General features: G+C 50.5%; 21 protein-coding genes and 1 riboswitch. Of the genes, 14 read left to right on the forward strand and 7 right to left on the reverse strand.

Annotation, left to right across the window (positions count from 1 at the left end; all coding sequences use genetic code 11):
- Positions 1-18: 18 nt before the first annotated feature.
- The 6 genes from ITJ88_RS00420 to ITJ88_RS00445 all read left to right on the forward strand — a co-directional run bounded on the left by ITJ88_RS00420 (position 19) and on the right by ITJ88_RS00445 (position 6,259).
- Entirely contained in the window at positions 19-1,224 is a 1,206-nt protein-coding gene (locus ITJ88_RS00420) for a M20 family metallopeptidase (RefSeq protein ID WP_195864343.1), read from the forward strand.
- Positions 1,225-1,407: 183 nt separating this feature from the next.
- Positions 1,408-1,552, forward strand: a riboswitch (FMN riboswitch).
- Positions 1,553-1,710: 158 nt separating this feature from the next.
- Positions 1,711-2,751 (forward strand): bifunctional diaminohydroxyphosphoribosylaminopyrimidine deaminase/5-amino-6-(5-phosphoribosylamino)uracil reductase RibD, encoded by a 1,041-nt coding sequence (gene ribD / locus ITJ88_RS00425; RefSeq protein ID WP_195864344.1) that lies wholly within the window; start codon positions 1,711-1,713, stop codon positions 2,749-2,751.
- On the forward strand, positions 2,736-3,362 hold the full coding sequence (gene ribE, locus ITJ88_RS00430; protein WP_195864345.1) for a riboflavin synthase: 627 nt from the start codon (positions 2,736-2,738) through the stop codon (positions 3,360-3,362). The genes ribD and ribE overlap by 16 nt, the downstream gene beginning before the upstream one ends.
- Positions 3,362-4,552 (forward strand): GTP cyclohydrolase II, encoded by a 1,191-nt coding sequence (gene ribA, locus ITJ88_RS00435; protein WP_195864346.1) that lies wholly within the window; start codon positions 3,362-3,364, stop codon positions 4,550-4,552. Before ribE ends, ribA begins: the two co-directional genes overlap by 1 nt.
- On the forward strand, positions 4,549-5,007 hold the full coding sequence (ribH, locus tag ITJ88_RS00440) for a 6,7-dimethyl-8-ribityllumazine synthase (RefSeq protein ID WP_035395821.1): 459 nt from the start codon (positions 4,549-4,551) through the stop codon (positions 5,005-5,007). Before ribA ends, ribH begins: the two co-directional genes overlap by 4 nt.
- A gap of 430 nt (positions 5,008-5,437) precedes the next feature.
- Positions 5,438-6,259, forward strand: a complete 822-nt coding sequence (locus ITJ88_RS00445; protein ID WP_064299228.1) for a DUF6612 family protein — start codon at positions 5,438-5,440, stop codon at positions 6,257-6,259.
- Between the two features lie 52 nt (positions 6,260-6,311).
- Here the strand turns inward: ITJ88_RS00445 and ITJ88_RS00450 are convergent, their stop codons facing one another.
- Positions 6,312-8,015, reverse strand: a complete 1,704-nt coding sequence (locus tag ITJ88_RS00450) for a methyl-accepting chemotaxis protein (RefSeq protein ID WP_195864347.1) — start codon at positions 8,013-8,015, stop codon at positions 6,312-6,314.
- Between the two features lie 189 nt (positions 8,016-8,204).
- Here ITJ88_RS00450 and ITJ88_RS00455 point away from each other — a divergent pair, with 189 nt between their 5' ends.
- The gene (locus ITJ88_RS00455) at positions 8,205-9,563 is read left to right on the forward strand and encodes an alanine/glycine:cation symporter family protein (RefSeq protein ID WP_064299230.1); all 1,359 of its coding nucleotides are present in this window, start codon (positions 8,205-8,207) and stop codon (positions 9,561-9,563) included.
- A 294-nt stretch (positions 9,564-9,857) separates the two neighbouring features.
- Here ITJ88_RS00455 and treC read toward each other — a convergent pair whose 3' ends face one another.
- From treC to ITJ88_RS00485, 6 genes are all read right to left on the reverse strand, one after another.
- The gene (gene treC, locus ITJ88_RS00460; protein ID WP_195864348.1) at positions 9,858-11,498 is read right to left on the reverse strand and encodes an alpha,alpha-phosphotrehalase; all 1,641 of its coding nucleotides are present in this window, start codon (positions 11,496-11,498) and stop codon (positions 9,858-9,860) included.
- 21 nt (positions 11,499-11,519) lie between these two features.
- The gene (gene treP / locus ITJ88_RS00465) at positions 11,520-12,959 is read right to left on the reverse strand and encodes a PTS system trehalose-specific EIIBC component (RefSeq protein ID WP_047394480.1); all 1,440 of its coding nucleotides are present in this window, start codon (positions 12,957-12,959) and stop codon (positions 11,520-11,522) included.
- Positions 12,960-13,139: 180 nt separating this feature from the next.
- Complete coding sequence (gene treR, locus ITJ88_RS00470; RefSeq protein ID WP_195864349.1) at positions 13,140-13,847, reverse strand: trehalose operon repressor; 708 nt, start codon at positions 13,845-13,847, stop codon at positions 13,140-13,142.
- Between the two features lie 47 nt (positions 13,848-13,894).
- On the reverse strand, positions 13,895-14,869 hold the full coding sequence (locus ITJ88_RS00475; RefSeq protein ID WP_195864350.1) for a hypothetical protein: 975 nt from the start codon (positions 14,867-14,869) through the stop codon (positions 13,895-13,897).
- Positions 14,862-15,728 carry an ATP-binding cassette domain-containing protein gene (locus tag ITJ88_RS00480; protein WP_195864351.1) on the reverse strand — a complete coding sequence of 289 codons (867 nt, stop codon included), beginning with the start codon at positions 15,726-15,728 and terminating at the stop codon, positions 14,862-14,864. Before ITJ88_RS00480 ends, ITJ88_RS00475 begins: the two co-directional genes overlap by 8 nt.
- Positions 15,722-16,090 (reverse strand): GntR family transcriptional regulator, encoded by a 369-nt coding sequence (locus ITJ88_RS00485; protein WP_029342757.1) that lies wholly within the window; start codon positions 16,088-16,090, stop codon positions 15,722-15,724. The genes ITJ88_RS00480 and ITJ88_RS00485 overlap by 7 nt, the downstream gene beginning before the upstream one ends.
- Before the next feature lie 156 nt (positions 16,091-16,246).
- Between ITJ88_RS00485 and prfA the strand changes: the two genes are divergently transcribed.
- The 7 genes from prfA (at position 16,247) to glyA (ending at position 22,037) form a co-directional block, all read left to right on the forward strand.
- Entirely contained in the window at positions 16,247-17,305 is a 1,059-nt protein-coding gene (prfA, locus tag ITJ88_RS00490; protein WP_047394495.1) for a peptide chain release factor 1, read from the forward strand.
- Complete coding sequence (prmC, locus tag ITJ88_RS00495) at positions 17,305-18,153, forward strand: peptide chain release factor N(5)-glutamine methyltransferase (protein ID WP_195864352.1); 849 nt, start codon at positions 17,305-17,307, stop codon at positions 18,151-18,153. The genes prfA and prmC overlap by 1 nt, the downstream gene beginning before the upstream one ends.
- Positions 18,150-19,148 (forward strand): L-threonylcarbamoyladenylate synthase, encoded by a 999-nt coding sequence (locus ITJ88_RS00500; RefSeq protein WP_195864353.1) that lies wholly within the window; start codon positions 18,150-18,152, stop codon positions 19,146-19,148. Before prmC ends, ITJ88_RS00500 begins: the two co-directional genes overlap by 4 nt.
- A 17-nt stretch (positions 19,149-19,165) precedes the next feature.
- Positions 19,166-19,681: a low molecular weight protein arginine phosphatase gene (locus ITJ88_RS00505; protein ID WP_023469513.1), complete on the forward strand. Its 516-nt coding sequence runs from the start codon at positions 19,166-19,168 to the stop codon at positions 19,679-19,681.
- A 5-nt stretch (positions 19,682-19,686) separates the two neighbouring features.
- Positions 19,687-20,127: a ribose 5-phosphate isomerase B gene (gene rpiB / locus ITJ88_RS00510; protein WP_023469512.1), complete on the forward strand. Its 441-nt coding sequence runs from the start codon at positions 19,687-19,689 to the stop codon at positions 20,125-20,127.
- Positions 20,127-20,666, forward strand: a complete 540-nt coding sequence (locus ITJ88_RS00515) for a TIGR01440 family protein (protein WP_023469511.1) — start codon at positions 20,127-20,129, stop codon at positions 20,664-20,666. Before rpiB ends, ITJ88_RS00515 begins: the two co-directional genes overlap by 1 nt.
- A 111-nt stretch (positions 20,667-20,777) precedes the next feature.
- On the forward strand, positions 20,778-22,037 hold the full coding sequence (gene glyA, locus ITJ88_RS00520; RefSeq protein WP_029342751.1) for a serine hydroxymethyltransferase: 1,260 nt from the start codon (positions 20,778-20,780) through the stop codon (positions 22,035-22,037).
- Positions 22,038-22,066 lie beyond the last annotated feature (29 nt).

Here is a 22,066-nt window from a genome sequence, read left to right on the forward strand (position 1 = left end):
AAAAGGAGAGTGGACAGTATGACGACACCAGTACGCACGACATGGGTAGAGACGATTGAACAAGACATCGAACAAAAACGGGAATCGCATCTTGAGACAAGTCACCGGATTCATGCAACGCCGGAAATCGGGAACGAGGAATTCTTTGCTTCGCGGCTCCATGCGGAACGTCTAACGGCGGAAGGTTTTACGGTAGAACTCGGCGTCGCGGGACACGAGACCGCATTCTTCGCGAAGAAGTCGAGCGACCGACCAGGCGCGACGATTGCCTTTCTGGCTGAATATGATGCGTTACCAGGCATTGGTCACGCGTGCGGACATAACATCATCGGCACGACGAGTGTCGCGGCAGCGATCGCACTCAGTAAAGTGCTCGATGAAGTCGGCGGGAGTGTCGTTGTCCTTGGAACACCGGCCGAGGAAGGGGGACCGAACGGTAGTGCGAAAGGCAGTTTCGTCAAACATCAGTTACTCGAAGGAATCGATGCAGCCTTAATGGTTCATCCGTCGGGTCAAACACGGATTACGGGTTCTTCCCTTGCGGTCGATCCACTCGACTTTGCCTTTACGGGTCGTCCGGCACACGCAGCGGCGTCACCGGAAGAAGGCATCAATGCCCTCGACGCGGTCATCCAACTCTTTAACGGAATCAATGCTTTACGTCAGCAATTACCGGACGATGTCCGGATTCACGGAATCATCACGCATGGAGGCGATGCGCCGAACATCATCCCGGAATACGCAAAAGCACGTTTCTTCATCCGGACGACGACACGAGAACGATTGAATGCCGTCACGGAAAAAGTCAAAGCCGTCGCCCAAGGCGCGGCACTCGCGACTGGGGCGACACTTGACGTCATCGCCTTCCAAAATGAAGTCGATAATCTCGTCTTCAACCGGACGTTCGACCGTCTGTTCCAAGAAGAAGCAGAGGCGCTTGGTGAAAAGGTCCACTTAGATGAACGACCGGGTCTTGGTTCGACGGATGCCGGTAACATCAGTCAAGTTATTCCGACGATCCATCCGTATATCAAGATTGGTCCGGACGATCTCGTCGCGCATACGGAAGCATTTAAAGAAGCGGCTCGTTCAGAAGCTGGAGATGAAGCATTGATCACGGGGGCGAAAATCCTCGCTCGGACAGCGCTTCGCGTCCTCGCTGATGAACGAACGCGCGGGGCGATCGCTCAAGAATTCCACGATCGGAAGAACGGATATTTATAAGCGGAAAACGACGACTGGATGCACTGCTATCAAGTGCTCCGGTCGTTTTTGAGATGCAGTCGATCACGAATTGGGGATGGGTGACAGAACTGGAGCGACATCAAAAAAGAGACAAGACAGAAGCATTTGCGCTTTGTTTTCTTGAAAAAGATATGCTAGTCTAAAATTGTATAACTCAATAATCCAGTTCTTCGGGGTAGGGTGAAAATCCCAACCGGCGGTGATGCGATCGATTGATCGACGAGCCCGCGACCTGTGATGTACGCATCATGGCTGACTTGGTGAGATTCCAGGGCCGACGGTAAAGTCCGGATGGGAGAAGAACGAAACGACACGATTCAAGCCGTTTTCTGAAAAAATGTTTTCAGGAGATGGTCTCTTTCTGCATGAAAAAATGCAGGGAGCGAACCGTGTATTTCGTGAACCCTTCTATACAGACGCCCCTTTTTCAAGGGGCGTCTTTTTCATTTGAAAGGAGTGAACGCGATGTCACAGATGATGAGTTATGCCATGCAATTAGCACAAATGTTACACGGACAAACAAGTCCGAATCCAAGTGTCGGCTGTGTCATCGTCAAACAAGGACGCATCATCGGTTTTGGTGCGCACCGGTTTGCCGGTGGTCCGCACGCAGAAGTCGAAGCCTTACGGATGGCAGGGGAAGCCGCCCGTGGTGCTGATCTCTATGTGACGCTCGAGCCATGCAACCATCACGGCAAGACACCACCGTGTACGGAAGCGATTCTCCAAGCAGGAATCAAACGAGTCTTCGTCGCAACGGAAGACAAACATGCGATCGTCGCTGGTTCCGGAATCAAACGGCTACAGGACGCGGGAGTCGAAGTCGAGGTCGGCTTGTTACGGCATGAGGCAGAAGCCCTCTACACGGCATTCTGGAAGACGATCGAACGAAAACGCCCGACCGTGACCGTCAAAATCGCTCAGACGATGAACGGGATCGCGGCGACAGGTGAACAGCGCTGGATCACGTCAGAAGAAGCACGCGCGAACGGTCGTGCCCTGCGTGGACGCCACGATGCAATCCTCGTCGGCAGTGAGACGGTGCTCGTCGATGATCCGGCACTGACGTTACGCGCATCGTCAGGCATCGAGCCGATTCGAGTAATCGTTGATCGCCGGGGGCGGGTTCCGGAGACGGCACAAGTCTTCCGCGATGGTAAAAATCCAACCTATTGGCTAACGAGTGTACCGCGTGTTAGTCACGATCAAGTGACGGTGCTCGTAGGTGAATATGAGACGCCGGAAGCGATTTTGAAACGCTTATACGAACAAGACATCCGCAGTGTCTTGATTGAAGGTGGACCAACGATTCAAGCTGCTTTTCTTGAGGCAGATCTCGTTGATCGGCTTGAAGTCTATCAAGCCCCATCGATTTTTGAAGGCAATGCGTGGAACAGTCAGCACGATATCGAAGATCGGTTTCAAATCGACCAGATTGAAACGGTCGGACCGGATCTCCATCTGACGTACATCCGAAAGGAGGAGACGACATGTTCACCGGATTGATTGAAGAAGTCGGAACCTTAAAACGAAAGATCCCGCGACCAAACGGGTTAGCGCTTGAAATTGAGGCGCATCGGGTACTCGAAGGAACGAAGATCGGAGATAGCATCGCCGTCGATGGGATTTGTTTGACGGTCACGTCGATGAGTCCGACCGGTTTCACGGCAGATGCCGTCCATGACACGATCCGGTCGACGGCACTCGGCACGTACCGCGTCGGAAGCCCATTGCAACTCGAACGGGCGATGCCGGCAGACGGTCGCTTCGGCGGCCATTTCGTCAGTGGACATATCGACGGAACAGCGCGGCTGATCAGTCGGCGACCGGATGGAGAAGCGATGGTCTATACGTTTGATGTCGGATCGTGGCAAAAGTATTGTATTCCGAAAGGCTCGATCGCAATCAACGGTACGAGCCTGACGTTGCAACGCGTCACGCCGGAAACGATCTCGATTTCATTGATTCCGCACTCCCGTCAAGTGACGACGTTTGATCGATTGGCAAGCGGTGCAGTCGTCAATATCGAGTGTGACATGATGGCGAAACATCTCTATCATTTCACGCGGCATGAGAAGCAGACGGACTGGGCAGCATTCTTAGGAGGCGACATGTAATGAACGGATTCGACTTGATTGAAGACGCAATAGAAGATTTGAAAAAAGGACGACCGATCATCGTCTGTGATGACGAGGATCGTGAGAATGAAGGCGATCTCGTCATGCTCGCAGAACACGCGACACCAGAAAACATCAACTTCATGATCACATACGGAAAAGGACTCGTCTGTGTACCAGTCAGTCCGCGGATCGCACAGCGACTCGAACTTGCTCCGATGACAGCGAATAATACGGATCCGCATGGAACGGCATTCACACTCAGCATCGATCATGAAGAGGCGAAGACCGGTATCAGTGCAGAGGAACGGTCGCTAACGATTCAGCGAATGCTGACGGATGGACCGGAACGTTTCAAACGACCGGGTCATATCTTCCCATTGATCGCAAAAGAGGGTGGTGTCCGGGAACGACGCGGACATACGGAAGCGGGTGTCGATCTTGCCCGTCTTGCCGGTAGCGATGAGATCGCCGTCATCTGTGAAATCATTAAGGAAGATGGCACGATGGCACGGGTCGATGATTTACTTCTCTACAAGGAAGAACATGATTTGAAGCTGATTACGATCGAAGCACTCGTCGCGTATCTCGAGCGTCCATTGACGCGGGAGGCGGAAGTGTTACTTCCGACGACGTTCGGAGCCTTTCGGATGATTGGCTATACGACACAAGATAAGAAAGAACATGTCGCTGTCTTATCCGGCGAAGCACACGACGGGATGCTCGTCCGTCTACACTCGGAATGCCTGACAGGGGACGTCTTCGGTTCGAAGCGGTGCGATTGTGGACCGCAACTCGATGCGGCACTCGAGCGGATCGAACGAGAAGGTGGAGCCGTCTTGTATTTACGTCAGGAAGGACGCGGCATCGGTCTGATGGCGAAGTTAAAAGCGTACGAGTTGCAGGAACAAGGACTCGATACGGTCGAAGCGAACCATGCACTCGGTTATCCGACGGACATGCGTGATTATACGGTCGCAGCGAACATGTTGCGCGATCTCGGCGTGACGAAGATCCGCTTGATGACGAACAATCCGGACAAACAACGGGTGCTCGAACAAGAAGGCATCGAAGTCATCGAACGTGTACCCCATCAAGTACCGGTTGAACCTGAAAATCAGCGTTATCTGAAAACAAAACAAACGAAACTCGGGCACTGGCTCGATATCCAAGGAGGACACACATCATGATCTACGAAGGTTTCTTAACAGGAGAAGGACTACGCGTCGCAATCGTCGCTGCACGTTTTAACGAATTGATCACTTCAAAACTCGTCGGAGGAGCAAATGACGCTTTCCGTCGTCACGGTGTCGCAGCGGATGCTGTCGATACGGCGTGGGTTCCGGGAGCATTCGAAATTCCACTCGTCGCGGAAAAATTAGCGAAAAGCGGCAAGTATGACGCAGTCATCACGCTTGGCGCCGTCATCCGCGGGGCGACGTCGCACTATGACTATGTCTGTAACGAAGTCGCGAAAGGTGTCGCGAGCGCATCACGCGACACAGGCGTACCAATCATCTTTGGTGTCCTGACGACGGATTCGATCGAGCAAGCAGTCGAACGTGCTGGTACGAAAGCTGGGAACAAAGGCTACGAAGCTGCGGTTTCTGCGATTGAGATGGCAAATCTTTTACGCACGATCTAACAAATCAGAAACGGGGCTGACTCAAAAGTCAGTCTCTACAAAGATAAGGGTGGCAGAATGATGATCTGCCATCCTTATCTCGTAACAAAAAGAATGACGCGTCACACGCCACTCCTACAGGAATAAGCGCATTTATGCGCTGTCAGAGACGAACAAGACCCGCTTTCCTGCTTGAATGAAGCAGGAATACTGGCTTGTGTCTCGCCTGAGGAAAGGGCGTGAAAAGACGCGTCATTCTTTTTTTGAGTCAGCCCCGTTTTTTTTGCAGAAATCTCGCGAATACTGAACCAAATTTCAAAAAAAGGATAGTAGATTTGAAATTTGAGGGTTCGTTTTGAAGTAGAACGGTAATGGTCTACTAAAGAAAGTTTGAAACATTTTCCAATGTTTTTCGTAAATCAGGGTAACGCGTATAAAGGAGGAAATGAATATGAAGAAAACAAGGTGGGTAGCAGCCGGGATTGTCGCAGCATCGATTGGACTTGCCGGATGCCAAGATGGACAGACGGATTCAGGTAGTGGTAGCGGATCGGGTTCGACGAAGTCAGGGGAACTCTCGAACACAGAGCTATTAAAGAAAGCGACGGCCGCTCAAGAAGACATTAAATCGTTCCATATGGAAGGAACGGTCAGCTCTAAAGCAGGTGAGATGGCGATGGATCAGAAAGTTTCAGCTGATATCATTCAAAAGCCGCTCGCGATGAAGCAGACGATGACGATGAAAAATCCTGAAGACGGGAAAGATGTGACGATTGAGAGTTATATCGTTGACGATAAAATGTATCTCTCACAAAACGGACAATGGATCGTTCAAGATGTTTCGGAGCTAGGCGAAATGGTCGAAGCGATGGAATCATCGGCATCAACGGAACAAAACCTACAGCTCCTAAAGAAATACAAAGATAATTGGACAGCGAAAAAAGAGGGCGACGTCTATCAGATCGACGTTAAGCTGAGTGGTGACGATCTGAAAGCCTTCATGAAGGATTCACTCGAACAGACAGGACAGATGGCACAGATGAAAGACGCGATGGATAGCATCGATTATAAGAAGATGAACTACAAGATGACGTACGATGCGAAGACGTTCTATCCGAAGTCTCTCGACATGGACATGGTGTTTGCGATTGAAAAAGAGACTGAGTTCAATATGAAGAATGAGTCGACGTTCTCGAAATTCAATGAGATCGACGAGATCACATTACCGGCGGAAGCAAAAGACGCACAACCGCTCACAGGTGCAGGACAATAAATAATAAAAAGCAAGCCCCTCTCTTCTGATCTGAAGACGAGGGGCTTGTCGTTTAGACTTGGAACTGGCGTAAGACCTCTTTTAGTGCCTCCGCCTGCTGTTGACTGACGGAAGTCTGGTCATGGACATCCCGGAACGCTTGGACGGAATGATTGATTTGTTCTGACATCGATTGTGTGCCTTGCGCCCCATCATTGACGGTGACGGCAACATCATGGATGACACCGAGCATGTTCGCTGTCAGTTCCTGGAGTTGACCGGCTTGAGCGGCGAAGTGTTCCGCTGCATCACCGAATAATTGTGCGTCATTTCGATACTGAACGGAGGCGTCTTCGAATAAATCATAGTCCTTGACGACCTTCGTATCGATGAAGGAGAGCATCTCACCGGAAGCGGAATTCAAATGTTCAACGGACTCGATGACGGAAATCGAGACGTCTTGGATTTGTTCGACGGTATCCCGGCTACTCTCAGCAAGTTTACGAATCTCATCAGCGACGACGGCAAAGCCGCGACCGACTTCACCAGCGCGTGCTGCTTCAATTGAAGCGTTAAGGGACAATAGATTCGTTTGCGCCGCAATCGAGAGGATGGCGTCCGATAAGACGGAAATTTCTTTGACAGCTTTCGCGCGAGCCATCGCGTCCTCGAGTTTACTTTTCGTTTCGGCGAGAATCTGATTCGCGGTCTGTTTCGCTTCTGTTGCGACGACTTGAAGCGATTCGGCACGTCCGCCGACTTCTTGTGCCCGTTTTCCGTTCGCTTCCGCACTAGAGACGATATCATGAATCGTCGCTTCCATATCGACGGCAGACGAGTTCATCTCTTCGGCAGAAGCAGCTGTCTCCTGCATCCCGGCTGATAAGTTTTCAATCGTATGGGAAGTCGACGCCATATCCTGATCGAGTTCGCTGATTCGACCGGAGACGTGACGTGAAGTCGACACGACATGGGTTGCTGTATCATCGACCTGGACGATGATCGTCCGTAAATGGGCGATGAATTGATTCATCGACTGGGCGATTTGTCCAATCTCGTCATCACGTACGACGTCGAGTTGTGCCGTCAAATCGCCACCTTGTGTTGCCAGTTCATGCGTTTTCGCCTGCAGTTGGCGGAGTGGACCGAAGATCGAGCGTAAAATCAAGACGGTGAAGATGACACCGAGTAATCCGACGACACCGATGATCGTGAAGAGAAGGATGTGAGCTGTATTGGCAGAACTTGTGATGGCATCACCATTTATTTTGGCTTGTTGATTATTAAATTTCACGATTTTTGTTAATTGATCAGAAACAGCGAAGTATGAATCACGACTCTCACCTTCATAATAGGTGACCGCTTCTTTTTGAGTTTCCGGCGTACTGAGGGCGAGAAGACGATCAGTCGTCTCATTGAAAGTTTGCCATTTTTTCGTGAGATCATTGAACAGTTCGCGATCGCTTTCTAAATAAATCGTTTTCTCGTATTTCGCGAGATTCGCGTCAACGGTCGCTAAGCCGTCTTTGACACGCTTATCATAACCGGCTTTAATTTCTGGATCATTTTCTTGAATGTGTAATAATTCAACACGTCGTAAATCCGATAGAGCAGTATTCGTTTCATGAGATAAGTTCAGACCAGGAATCCAGGAGGACGTGATGGTCTGACTCTCTTTGTCGACACGGTCGAGCGAGAATCCGCCGTACAGTCCGACACCAATCAAGCTAAGCAAAAGTATGGAGGACAATAAGATAAGCTTCGTTTTAATCTTCATTTGACTCGCTCCTTTTTTTGCAAGATGAACTATTTATTTTCTTGATTATACCGTCACAAGTAAAAAATTTACTTATTATCGAAAAAATTAAAACGCAAAATAGTTTCATGAAAAAATAGTTTGACAATTATCAGTAAATTCTGAAAAAATGGTAAGGAACTACATATTTCATAAAGGGAGGTAAGACGAATGGGAAATTCATTTAGTGACTGGGTTAGTGCGGTGTCCGATATCGTATGGGGACCACCGTTACTCATTCTGTTGGTCGGTACGGGGATTTACTTGACGATTCGCTTAGGATTCATTCAAATTACCAAACTGCCGTATGCGCTGAAACTTGCGTTTTCAAAGCATCAGGACGATAAGTCAGAAGGTGACATCAGTCACTTTCAAGCGTTGATGACGGCACTGGCTGCGACCGTCGGTACGGGGAATATCGTCGGTGTCGCGACCGCTGTCGTCCTCGGAGGACCAGGCGCGATCGTCTGGATGTGGTTGTCCGGTCTGTTCGGGATGGCGACGAAGTACGCGGAAGCGATCCTTGCCGTCAAATATCGTGTCGTCGATGAAAAAGGACAGATGGCAGGAGGACCGATGTATTACCTTGAGCGTGGACTGAAGCAGAAATGGCTCGGTGTCTTGTTTGCTGCATTCGCTTCGATCGCTGCGTTTGGGATTGGAAACGGGGTCCAGACGAACTCGGTCGCCCTCGCGATGAAATCGACGTTCGATGTGCCACTTTACGTGACGGGGATCGCGTTGATGGTATTGACGGGTGTCGTCATTCTTGGTGGGGTCAAGTCAATCGGGAAAGTCGTCAGTCTGTTCGTTCCGTTCATGATTTTCTTCTATGTCGGAAGTGGTTTACTGATTCTCATCATGAACTATGATCTGATTCCAGGTGCGATTTCAACGATCTTCAGTAGTACGTTCTCAAGCGAAGCCATCACAGGTGGGGCAATCGGAGCGGCAATTCGTTATGGTGTCGCGCGTGGTGTCTTCTCGAACGAAGCCGGTCTTGGTTCAGCACCGATCGCAGCTGCTGCTGCAAAGACAGACTTCCCGGGGCGTCAAGCACTCGTCTCGATGACGCAAGTCTTCCTCGATACATTGGTTGTCTGTTCAATCACGGGACTGACGCTCGTCATGGGAGGACAGCTCGATACGGACTTGCAAGGCGTTGAACTGACGACAGCGAGCTTCGAGGCTTTCCTTGGACCAACAGGAAAATACATCGTTACGATCGGACTCGTCATGTTCGCGTACTCGACCGTTCTTGGCTGGTCGTACTATGGTGAAAAATCGATTTATTATCTATTTGGTCAAAAATCAATCCTACCGTACCGCATCCTGTTCGTCTTAGTCGCTGGAGCCGGCGCGATGACGACGAACTTGAACATGGTCTGGGCGATTTCCGATGTCTTCAACGGATTGATGGCGATTCCGAACTTAATCGGTTTGATTGGATTGTCCGGCGTTGTCATTGCCGAGACACGACTGTTCCGCGAACAGTTGAAACGAGAAGAAGCGAATCGGAAGGTTTCGTAGGATACATGCTCTAAAAACGAGCTTGCGTATGATGAAGTATGAGAAAAGGAGATCACGTTCCGGGTCATGGACTCGGATGGTGATCTCCCTTTTTATTTGATCGAAAGAAATTAAGAATGTGCATCCTCGACTCCTACAGGAGAAAAAAGCACAGACAGTGCTTTCGGCAGGGATAGGTAAGACCCGGCAGACCGCAGTGGATTCGGGTGGGCGCGGCTTACCTCCCGCCTGTGGAAAGCGAGGATGAAACATTCGTTATTATAGATGGTAATCAAGAGAAAAACGAGAGATACATCACTTTTGACGATAAAGCATCAGGGATTCATACGGACGTAACGTCAAAGTCTGACCCTCTGTCTGCATCTCCTGGTAGTTGTGAAGCAACACCGTATAATCCGATCCGTCACGAGGTAACGTGAACGTCGTCTCTGTTCCGTAGAAGTTCGAAACGACAAGCAACTCTTCCACGCTTGTGGCACGTTCGTACGCCCAGAGTGACGAATCGTCTGGTGTCAACAGACGGTATGAACCGTCCGTCAGCACGTCATACTGTTTGCGGAGTTGAATCAATCGTTTGTAATGATGATAGACCGAGTTTGGGTCTGCGACTGCCGACTCGACATTGATGTGCTCATACGTCGGTGAGACTGGTATCCACGGCTCGCTTGTACTGAAGCCACCGTTACTTGTATCCGACCACGGCATCGGTGTCCGCGCATTATCACGCGATTTTTGACGAATCGCAGCGAGAATCGCTTCTTCCGTTACGCCGTTGTCCCGAGCTTCCTGATAGGCGTTCAACGTCTCGACATCGCGGTAGTCGGACAGATCCGTGAAGTCCGGATTCGGCATGCCGATCTCTTCTCCTTGATAGATGTACGGTGTACCTTGTAGACCATGAAGCGTCGTCGCGAGCATCTTCGCACTTTCGACGCGATACGTGACGTCGTCACCAAACCGGCTGACGACGCGTGGCTGGTCATGGTTGCACCAAAAGATTGCGTTCCAGGCTTGTCCGTTCATGCCGGATTGCCAGTCGGAGAAAATCTGTTTCAGTTGCTTGAAATCAAATGGTGCTGCCGTCCATTTTTCACCGTTCGGATAATCGACCTTCAAATGATGAAAGTTGAACGTCATCTTCAGTTCTTGTTCATCAAGCGATGAATAACGAAGGCAGTGTTCAAGTGACGTCGACGACATCTCGCCGACCGTCATGAGATCGTGTCCAGCAAAAACGGCTGCGTTCATCTCTTGCAAGTAGTCATGGACGTTCGGTCCGTCCGTATAATACGAACGTCCGTCTCCTGCTGGATCGTTCGGAAGACCTGGCGTCTTTGAAATCAAATTGATGACATCGAGTCGGAAGCCGCTGACCCCTTTATCCCGCCAAAAGCGCATCATATTGTAAACATCTTCCCGTAAACGTGGATTTTCCCAGTTCAGATCCGCTTGCGTCTTGTCGAACAGGTGCAAGTAATACTTACCAGCTACCTCATCAAATGACCAAGCGGGACCGCCGAATTTTGATATCCAGTCGTTCGGTGTATCGCGCCAAATGAAGTAGTCGTGATAGGGACTATCCGGATGACGTCCTTCTTCAAACCAGACATGCGACGTTGAGCAGTGATTAACGACGATGTCCATCATGACAGACAGACCGCGTTGTTTTGCTTCTGCAAGTAACGTCTCGAAATCGTCCATTGTTCCGTAGGATGGATCAATCGCGTAATAATCACTGACATCATAACCATTGTCGTTTTGTGGTGAGGCATAGACCGGCGTCAACCAAAGGTAATCGACACCTAGATCCGCCAGATAATCGAGTTTGGCAGTCACGCCACGTAACGTACCGGTCGCTTTGCCCTCCGGACTATAAAAACTCTTCGGATAGATTTGATAAACGGCGGATTTGCGCCAATCGGTTGTCGTGATCATGAGATACACACCTTTCTAGAATTACGCTGCTTTTTTCAGAGCAGCTTTTTTTGCGCGTTTCGTTGAGACATAGTGGAACAGGAACGTACAGGCGACAGGAACGATGATCGCGATCACCATGCCGACGATGAACGACAGAATCGAGCCTGGTACGATCGAAATGAAAGCAGGTAATCCGCCGACACCGATTGCAGGAGCAAGAACGCCACTGACAGCGATGAAAGCTGACGCGATCGCTGAACCGACGAGTGCTGCGTAAAACGGATATTTGAACCGGAGATTGACCCCGAACATGGCCGGTTCTGTGATGCCAAAGTAGGCGGATAAAGCGGACGTTGATGCCATGTTTTTATCGTTAACGTTTTTCGCGAGGAAAAGCATCGCGAGTGTTGCTGAACCTTGAGCGATGTTCGAAATCGCAATCATCGGCCAGATGAACGTCGTTCCACTTTGTCCGATCAACTGTAAATCAACAGCGATGAACATGTGGTGCATGCCGGTGATGACGAGCGGTGCATAGAGTGCGCCAAAGAGCAGGGCACCAAGTAATGGAACAGCTTCGAACGTATTGACGACACCGATCGTAATCCAGTCACCGACTTGACGCGTGACCGGTCCGATGACGGCAAGGGCGAGGAAGCCCGTCAATGTAATCGTCGTAATCGGTACGACGAGCAATTGAATCGCATTCGGTACCCGTTTTTTGAGCCAACGTTCAATCGTACTGAGGACATAAGCGGCAGCGAGTACGGGGAGGATTTGTCCCTGATAGCCGACTTTTTCAATTTCAAAGAGACCGAGAATGTTAAACGTCGGGATTTCACCTTTTAGAGCACTTTGCCCGTAGTTCCAAGCGTTTAAGAGATCTGGGTGAACGAGCATCAGACCCATGACGATCCCGAGAATTTCACTACCACCGAAGCGTTTCGTCGCTGACCAACCGACGAGTGCCGGGAGGAAGACGAAGGCGGTGTTTGCCATCATATTGATGAGATCCCAAAGTCCTTGTAAGTTCGGATAACGATCAATCATCGTCTTGCCACCGAACTCGATTCCGAATAGATTATTGATTCCCATTAAGAGACCAGCAACGATGATTGCCGGAATGATAGGCATGAAGACATCAGAAAAGACTTTGATCAACTTTTGGAACGGATTCATCTTAGCAGCGCCAGACGATTTGACATCCGCGATCGTTGTTGCCTGTAAACCGGTTAATTGAATGAATTCTGCATAGACCCGGTCGACGTCTCCGGCACCAATGACGATTTGATAGACACCCGCGTTCAAGAACGCGCCTTTGACGAGCGGGACTTCAAGTAAGGCTTCTTGATCGACAAGTTCTTGGTTCTTAAGCGTTAAACGAAGGCGGGTGACACAGTGAGCTGCCTGCTCGACGTTCTCCTTGCCTCCGATGTTCTCAATGATTTGCTCTGCAATCTGACGATAGTTTGGTTTCATCTCGATGCTCCTTTTTGGAAGTGACATACTCGACCACTTTTGAAATGAAAACGTTTTCTTATCTGCGCACATCTATCTTAACTTATCTATATAAGTTGGTCAAGAACTTATATAGATAAGTTGAAGGAGATAAAAAAGAGAACCCGTCATCTACGGATTCCCTCATTTAAAAATGCCTATTCAACGACGGGCAATATCAGTGAACTGAAACTTATCGAGCCGATGACGCGATTCGGTCCGCTCAAAATGTTGTCCTTCATAGAAATACGTATCGTTCGTGACGACGATGACATGCGTCATATCATGAAGGTCGAGTCGTTCTTGGTCTTCCATTGTCGCAGGGCGAGCTTCGATTTTTCGTTTCGCGTAGCTGATCTGTCGACCGAGTGTCTCTTCGATGTATTGATAGATCGAACCTCGAGCGATGTCAGTAGTGAGTCCGGGCACGAGTGCGGTCACGAAATGATTGATGTCACGGATGACACGCTCACCATCAATCTGGCGAATGCGCTCGATGCGTGTCACGTCCGTTCCTTGTGCCACATGCAATAACGAAGCCAGCTCAGCGGAAGCGGAAAGAACTTCGCAGGACACGACATCCGTCTCGACAGTATGACGCCCCATCCGGCGATGTGCTTCCGAGAAGCTGACGATCCCGTTGAATTGGAATTCGATCGCTTCTTGTGACAGGACGAAGACACCTTTCCCCTGGTGTTTACGGACGAAGCCTTTTTCTTGCAAGGCATCGATCGCTTTTCGGACCGTTCCGCGGCTCGCCTCGAATTCGTGCATCAATTCCGTCTCAGAAGGTAATTTCGTTTCAGCCGGGAGCGTTCCTTCCTGAATCCGCTGTGCGAGCTCGTGATAGATGTTTAAATACTTCGGCATATGATCCGTCCTTTACACTCAAATAATGCCTTTAGTGTAGCACGGAATCATCGACTCCACCCAATCATCCGACGATACGAGCTAAACGTCGGCCAGGCGAGAATCGCGATTGCGAGCCAGTACAGGAACTGATTCTCAGATGAGATCAGACCGATGATGCCGGCAAGCAGAATCGTCGTATAGATCGAGAAGGTAATGATGAGTGCTGGGTGTAATTTCGGGAAAATCGTGAATCGCCCGAGACGTTCGTTCGCACCTTTGACGTAGAGGCGACTACCGAAAATCAGTAAGACGACCGTCAAGGCTACGTTGAACAACACAGCATAAGTGATATTGAACTCGGTACTGTACTTGAAGAAGAGCGCAAATGGTGTCGTGATTGTCATCAGGAAGCTTATGGGTTTGTCTAACTCTTCGTAGCCTACGCCGAAGCCCAACTGACCGATCGCATAGATGCTGAAGTACGTGAAGTAATTCAAGAACAAGAAGAATGTTCCGAGTAAGAGCTGTCCGATGATGTCACCGGCAACTGTTCCGGCGAATAAGAAGATCGTCAAAATCGTCACATCAAATAGAAGGAATAGACCAAAATCTTGAAGGAGTGACGACCATGTGACGTAATCAAACGGATTGATACCGAATGCTTGCAGTAATGACCAGCTGGCGAAAAAGCCGATGATTGGGAAGACAATCAACGTCACAGTGCCGATTGCCCATTTGATCCAAAACAGCCAGACCTTCGGAAACGGCAACGCGTGTAAGATCAGGCTGCGGCCACTTCCACGCTCGGAACCGAGCATCAAAATCGCAAAGACGGCGATCAGAATGGCAGCGAATCCAGTGAAGAACGGACTGACGAGGACAGCTTGAATCGTTTCGGTTTGATAAGATACTTCATATGTTTCAAAGTCGTTGATGATGGTATAGCTACCAAAACCATAACTGAAGATTGCGAGCAGAATGAAACAAGCGAGTGGCCAAATGCCTTGCTTGATGTGATAGCGGATCAATTGCTTAACCATGTCGTTTCCCTCCAAATGTCCCTAAGAAGTAATCTTCCATCTGCACCGGCAAAGCATCCTTTAAGAGAGGACGCGTCGTTTCAAGATACTGCGCGCCTGCATCGGATAAAACGAGTAACGTCACGACCCGACCTGTTTGGGATAAGACGTGGAGATCGGCATGACTGAGCTCTGGAACCTCTTCATAGACGACTTGCCATTTCTGCATGCTAGCTTTGGCATCATCGAGTGCCTTCGGTTCGCGGACGAGGTGTTTTTCGATCGTCATCACACGGTCGGCAAGGGAATCGAGTTCTTCGAGCTGATGGGAAGCAATCAGAACGGCTGTTTGACGCTCTGCAAGTAATGAGACGAGTTGTTTCAGATAATCACGTTTGTTGATCCGATCAAGTCCATCGGTTGGTTCATCGAGTAAGAGAACCGGGGCATTCGTTGCGAACGCGAGTTGGAGAAGGAACAATTGCGCTTGTCCCTTCGATAAAGAAGTGACGCGACGTCCGCGATCGAGATTCGACGAGCGGCAGTAGTTTTCGATATACGTCTTCTCGAAGTTTGGATAAAAGACGTGATAGAAGTTGATCAGTTCACCGAGCGTCATCTGGCGGTAGACGGAAACAGAATCCGGAACGAGGAAAAGGTGCTCTCGCGTCTTTGGAACGTGATGGATCGACTCACCATTCCATTCGACCTTTCCACGGGTCGGCTCGAGCGCTCCGACGAGCGTTTTCAGTAATGTCGTTTTTCCGGCACCATTACGACCAATTAAGGCAGTAATCGTTCCTGCCGGCAGGGTGAAGGATGCATTTTCATAAATCATGGTACGGTCAATTTGTTTCGTCAGATGAGAAACGGTCAACATGAGGAATCCTCCCTTATGTGTAAGATATGTTGATAGAGTTCTTCGTTTGAGATGGATAATTCGTCGGCAATGGCACAAAGGCGGATGAGTGGATCTTGGATGGCGGCTTGTTTGACTTCATGAAGTGGGATGTCTGAGATGAAGGAGCCTTTACCGCGCATCGTGACGATGAAGTTGCGGCTCTCGAGTTCCTGATAGGCGCGGGAGACAGTGTTCGGATTGACAAGGAGTGTACCGGCAAGTTCACGGACGGATGGCATCTGTTCGCCGGAGCGGAGTAGACCACGGGCAATCGAGCGGATGATTTGAGCGACCAACTGTTCATAGATCGGTAACGGACTTTTCGGATCAACGGTGAACATTTCTTCACCTCCTTAAATGTACTAATTCAATTAATACACCAATTATAGGAATTTACAACCTGTCTGTCAACGTTTCTTTTCAAGAAGACGATGACGCCATCGATCGCAATATTTGCTATACTGACGACAGAAGAATCGCCAGGAAGGATGACCGAGATGTTGGATCGATTGAGTGCGTTAGAGGACCGTTATGAAAAACTGAATGATATGTTGGCTGATCCAGCCATCATCAATGATACGAATCAATTGCGTGAGGTCTCAAAGGAGCAGTCACAACTTGCGCCGACCGTCGAGACGTACCGTGTATATCGCGAGAAGATGGAAGCTTATCAAGAGGCACGTCAAATGTTGACGGATCCCGAGATGCGCGACCTTGCAAAGGAAGAAGTCGCAATGCTTGAACCGGAGATCAAAGAGCTCGAAGCCAAGCTGAAGGCTTTATTATTACCGAAGGATCCGAATGACGATAAGAACGTCATCGTCGAAATCCGCGGAGCAGCAGGGGGAGACGAGGCAGCCTTATTTGCGGGTGACCTGTTCAAGATGTACTCGAAGTTTGCTGAGAAACAGAGCTGGAAGATTGAGATCATCGATGCGAGCTACACGGAACTCGGTGGCTATAAAGAGATCATCTTCATCGTCAAAGGAACGGGTGCTTATTCGAAGTTGAAATACGAGAACGGGGCACACCGCGTCCAACGCGTTCCGTCAACGGAATCCGGCGGACGGATTCATACATCGACGGCAACGGTCGCCGTGTTACCGGAAGCAGAAGACGTCGAAGTCGAGATCCATGACAAGGATGTCCGGGTCGATACGTTCACGTCGAGTGGACCAGGGGGACAGTCCGTCAATACGACGCAGTCCGCTGTCCGTGTCACGCACGTGCCGACGGGAATCGTCGCCAGCTGTCAGGATGAGAAGTCGCAAATCAAGAACAAGGAAAAAGCGATGAAGGTCTTGCGCGCGCGTGTCTACGATAAGATTCAACGCGAACAGCAAGCAGAATATGATGAAAAACGGAAGTCGGCTGTCGGTACAGGTGACCGTTCAGAGCGGATTCGGACGTATAATTTCGCCCAAAACCGGGTGACGGATCACCGGATCGGATTGACGATCCAGAAGCTCGATCGAATCCTGCAAGGCGAGATGGATGAAGTCATCGATACGCTCGTCATGGAACATCAGGCGCGGGCATCGGAGGCGGCGAACTGATGCGGATCGCAAAACGTTTAAATGATGCAAAAACGATGATGGAACAAGCAGGACGCGAGGGTTCAAGTGCCGAATGGTTACTCATGCACGTCTTGGATGTCGACCGGACGGGACTCCTTGTCCGCTTGTCTGATGAATTGACACCGGAGCAGGATTTACGATTCAGTGAATACTTGCTTGCTCATGTTCACGGCGTGCCGGTTCAGCATTTAATCGGCTATCAGCCGTTTTACGGACGGGATTTCCGTGTCACACCGGATGTCTTGATCCCACGACCGGAAACGGAGGAGTTGATCGTCTTCGTGACGGAACGTCTCAAACGTGAGTCGTTCACCGCGGGACAGATCGTCGACATCGGTACCGGTAGTGGAGCGATTGGAATCACGCTCGCCCTCGAACTCGAGCAACCGGTCACGACCGTCGACATTTCACCGGCCGCGATTGCGGTCGCGAAGCAAAATCAAGCAACGCTTGGTGGAGACGTGACGTTCCTTGAAGGAGATTTACTCGCACCACTTGCGGACGGTTCCGTCCGGGTGCTCGTTTCGAATCCTCCTTATATCGAGGAAGAAGAATTACTCAGTGAAGTCGTGTTCGATCATGAACCGCATCTCGCTCTGTTCGGCGGAAAAGACGGTCTCGTCTTTTACCGACGTCTCGTCGAGGAGAGTGGACGGGTCCTACGCGACGATTTCCGATTGATTGCGTTTGAAATTGGACACAATCAAGGACCAGAAGTGCAAATGATGTTAAAAGAACGTTATCCAAATGCGGAAACGGGTATTTTAAAAGATATAAACGGTAAAGACCGTATCGTGTATGCGGAACGAAAGGATTGTACAGCGTGAAGACGGAAATGATTGACTTACAGACAATGGATGAAGCAGTTCGGTTATTGCAGGAAGGAGAGGTCGTGGCGATGCCGACCGAGACCGTCTATGGTCTCGCAGGGGACGCAACGAACGAAGCGGCTGTTCGGCGAATCTTCGCCGCGAAGGGTCGACCTTCTGACAATCCGCTGATTGTCCATGTCGCATCCGTAGAACAGGCACATCAGTTCGTCACGCACATTCCAGATGTCGCGGCACGTTTGATGGAGGCGTTCTGGCCAGGAGCCTTGACGATCATCCTCGAATCGAACGGCACCGCATCCACACTCGTCACAGCAGGACTAGATACGATCGGATTACGGATGCCAGACCATCCGCTCGCGCTTCGATTGATCGAGGCGACAGGGTTGGGTCTCGCAGCACCGAGTGCCAACCGTTCCGGAAAACCTTCACCGACGTCATCTGCGCACGTCGCACATGACCTCTCGGGGCGCATCGCTGCGATCGTCGATGGAGGGGAAACGGGCATCGGGGTCGAATCGACTGTCATCGATTGTACGATGACGCCACCGGCGATTTTACGACCGGGCGGCGTGACACGCGAACAAATCGAGTCGGTCATCGGTCCTGTCACACTCGATCCTGCCTTATCGATGAAAGATGTTACACCGAAGGCACCCGGGATGAAATATACCCACTATGCGCCGGAAGCAACACTTTCCGTAGTGGAGGGAGATCTTTCATTCTTACAGCAACTCATCGATGATGCACGACAAACCGGACACAAGACGGGCGTTCTCCTGTTTGACGGGGAGGATGTCGACGCAGATGTTCGCTGCTCCCTCGGTGATTCGATGGAGACGGCGGCACAACGTCTTTACGATTGTTTACGGCGATTTGATCAGACGACGGTGGATCAGATTTTTGTACGAGACCTATCAGAAGAAGGGGTGGGGCTTGCGGTCCGCAACCGCCTCCATAAAGCAGCAGGTGGTCGGGTCATTCGCCCTTGAAGAAGGAGGATACGGAGATGAGCACACGTCGCGTTTTATTCATCTGTACAGGAAATACATGCCGTAGCCCGATGGCGATGGCGTTGCTACGCTCGAAAGTCGCTGATCAGGAATTCGACGTCCGTTCAGCAGGACTACGTTCGATGCAAGGATTTGATGCGTCCGAGAACGCCTTACAAGTGTTACGTGAGCGCGGGATCGAACTCGAACACTATACGCAAGTCTTTGATGATGTACTCGGACGTTGGTCTGACATCATCTTGACGATGACGCGTCAGCACAAGCAGGAAGTCGGTGAACGCTATCCGGAACTGAAGGAACGGACGTTCACCTTATATGAATATGTGACAGGGCTTGAACGGGACATCAACGATCCGTACGGCGGATCAATGAACGTCTACCGGCAAGTACGTAATGAACTCGAACCCCTCGTCAACCGTCTTGTGTTAAAATTGACGCAGAACGGAAACGGAAGAAAAGCTCCGGATACACGGAAACTTCCGAAAAAACAACCTAAACAAACGGGGGAATAGTAAAGATGAAAGTAGCAATCGGCGCGGATCATGGCGGTTTTAAGTTAAAGGCAGAAATCAACGACCTCTTACAAGAGCTCGGCATCGACTATACGGACTTCGGTACGCATTCAGCCGACTCGATCGATTATCCGGATGTCGCGATTCCAGTCGCTGAGGCAGTCGCAAGCGGAGAGTTTGATCGTGGCATCTTGATTTGTGGAACAGGTATCGGGATCGGAATCGCAGCGAACAAAGTCAAGGGCATCCGAGCAGCACTCGTCCATGATACGTTCAGCGCGAAAGCGACGCGTCAGCACAACGATTCGAACATCTTGACGATGGGCGAACGCGTCATCGGTCCAGGACTGGCTCGTGAGATCGCACAGCTTTGGCTTGAAACGGAATTCGAAGGCGGACGTCATGAGAACCGCGTTTGCAAAATCTCAGATTATGAGGTGAAGTAATGGACTTGACACGCATCCAGCACGATTTAGAAGAAGCACTGAACGCTCTGGATGAACGATTTTCCTTAAAAGGAAAATTGCTCGTGATCGGCTGTTCGACGAGTGAAGTCATCGGCAAACAAATCGGCAAGGCCGGTTCACCGGAAGTCGCGGACGCGTTGTTCGACGTTTTCGATGCCTTTCGTCGGTCGCACCAAGTCGATCTTGCCTTCCAAGGCTGTGAGCATATCAACCGGGCGCTGACGCTTGAGCGGCAAACGGCAGAACGGCTCGGACTTGATCCAGTGACGGTCGTTCCCGTTCCGGAAGCCGGTGGATCGATGGCGAGTGCTGCCTATCAGCGTTTCTCGGCACCGGTCGTCGTCGAAGCGATTCAGGCAGACGCCGGGATTGATATCGGGGATACGTTCATCGGGATGCACTTGAAGGCTGTTGCGATTCCCGTGCGCTTGCCGCACAAGGAAATCGGTGAGGCACACGTGACGGCAGCCGTGACACGACCGAAATTAATCGGTGGAGCACGTGCTAAATACGAATGATTGATGCAAGGGGTTGCGCACCCCTTGCTTTTTTGATGTTGTTTTTAGGGATGCCGGGAACGAAACATTCGTGTTAAGATAGGTCTATCGAAATGAAATGGGGGAATTCAGATGGAACAAACACCGCTTACGTATCTGAAACAACAAGATGAGGCACTCTTTTCGGCAATGCGCCAGGAACTAGGTCGTCAACGGGATAACATCGAATTGATCGCATCCGAGAACTTCGTCTCGCAAGCTGTCATGGAAGCACAAGGCAGCGTCTTGACGAACAAGTACGCAGAAGGTTACCCAGGTCGTCGTTATTATGGTGGCTGTGAGTATGTCGATCTCGCTGAGAATTTAGCACGCGACCGCGCGAAGGAAATCTTCGGAGCAGAGCACGCGAACGTGCAACCACACTCGGGCGCACAAGCGAACATGGCGGTCTACTTCACGATTCTCGAGCAAGGCGATACGGTCCTCGGGATGAACCTCTCGCACGGTGGCCATCTGACGCACGGTAGCCCCGTCAATTTCTCCGGTGTCCAGTACAACTTCGTGGAATACGGTGTCGATCAAGAGACAGAGATGATTGATTATGACGTCGTCGCGAAATTAGCAGAAGAGCACAAACCAAAATTAATCGTCGCGGGCGCATCGGCGTATCCGCGCGTCATCGACTTCAAACGTTTCCGTGAAATCGCAGACAGCGTCGGCGCTTACTTGATGGTCGACATGGCACACATCGCAGGACTCGTCGCAGCAGGTCAGCACCCGAACCCGGTCGAGCATGCACACTTCGTCACGACGACGACGCATAAGACGTTGCGTGGTCCACGTGGTGGGATGATCCTCTGTAAAGAAGAGCATGCGAAAGCAATCGATAAAGCGATCTTCCCAGGAATCCAAGGTGGTCCACTCATGCACGTCATCGCCGCGAAAGCTGTCGCGTTCGGTGAAGCTCTTGCACCAGAGTTCAAGGACTATATCGGTCAAGTCGTCACGAATGCGAAAGTCCTCGGTGAGGAATTGACGAAGCGTGGACTCCGGATTGTCTCAGGTGGAACGGATAATCACTTGCTCCTCGTCGACTTGCAACCGCTCGGAATCACAGGGAAACTCGCTGAGCACGCGCTTGACGAAGCCGGCATCACGGTCAACAAGAACACGATTCCGTTCGACCCAGCGAGCCCATTCGTCACGAGTGGTATCCGGATCGGAACGGCAGCTATGACATCACGTGGCTTCAAGGAAGCTGAGATGAAAGAAATCGCCGAGTTGATCGAACTCGTCTTGAACCACCCAGAAGAAGCAGACGTTCTCGCACAAGCACGTGAGCGTGTCGTTGCTTTGACAGGTCGTTTCCCACTCTACCCAGAGCGCGGATGACTGTCATCCCCTTCGTCCTTTTCATTATG

It is taken from the genome of Exiguobacterium abrahamii (assembly GCF_015645365.1).
In the GTDB taxonomy this organism is placed as follows: domain Bacteria; phylum Bacillota; class Bacilli; order Exiguobacteriales; family Exiguobacteriaceae; genus Exiguobacterium_A; species Exiguobacterium_A abrahamii.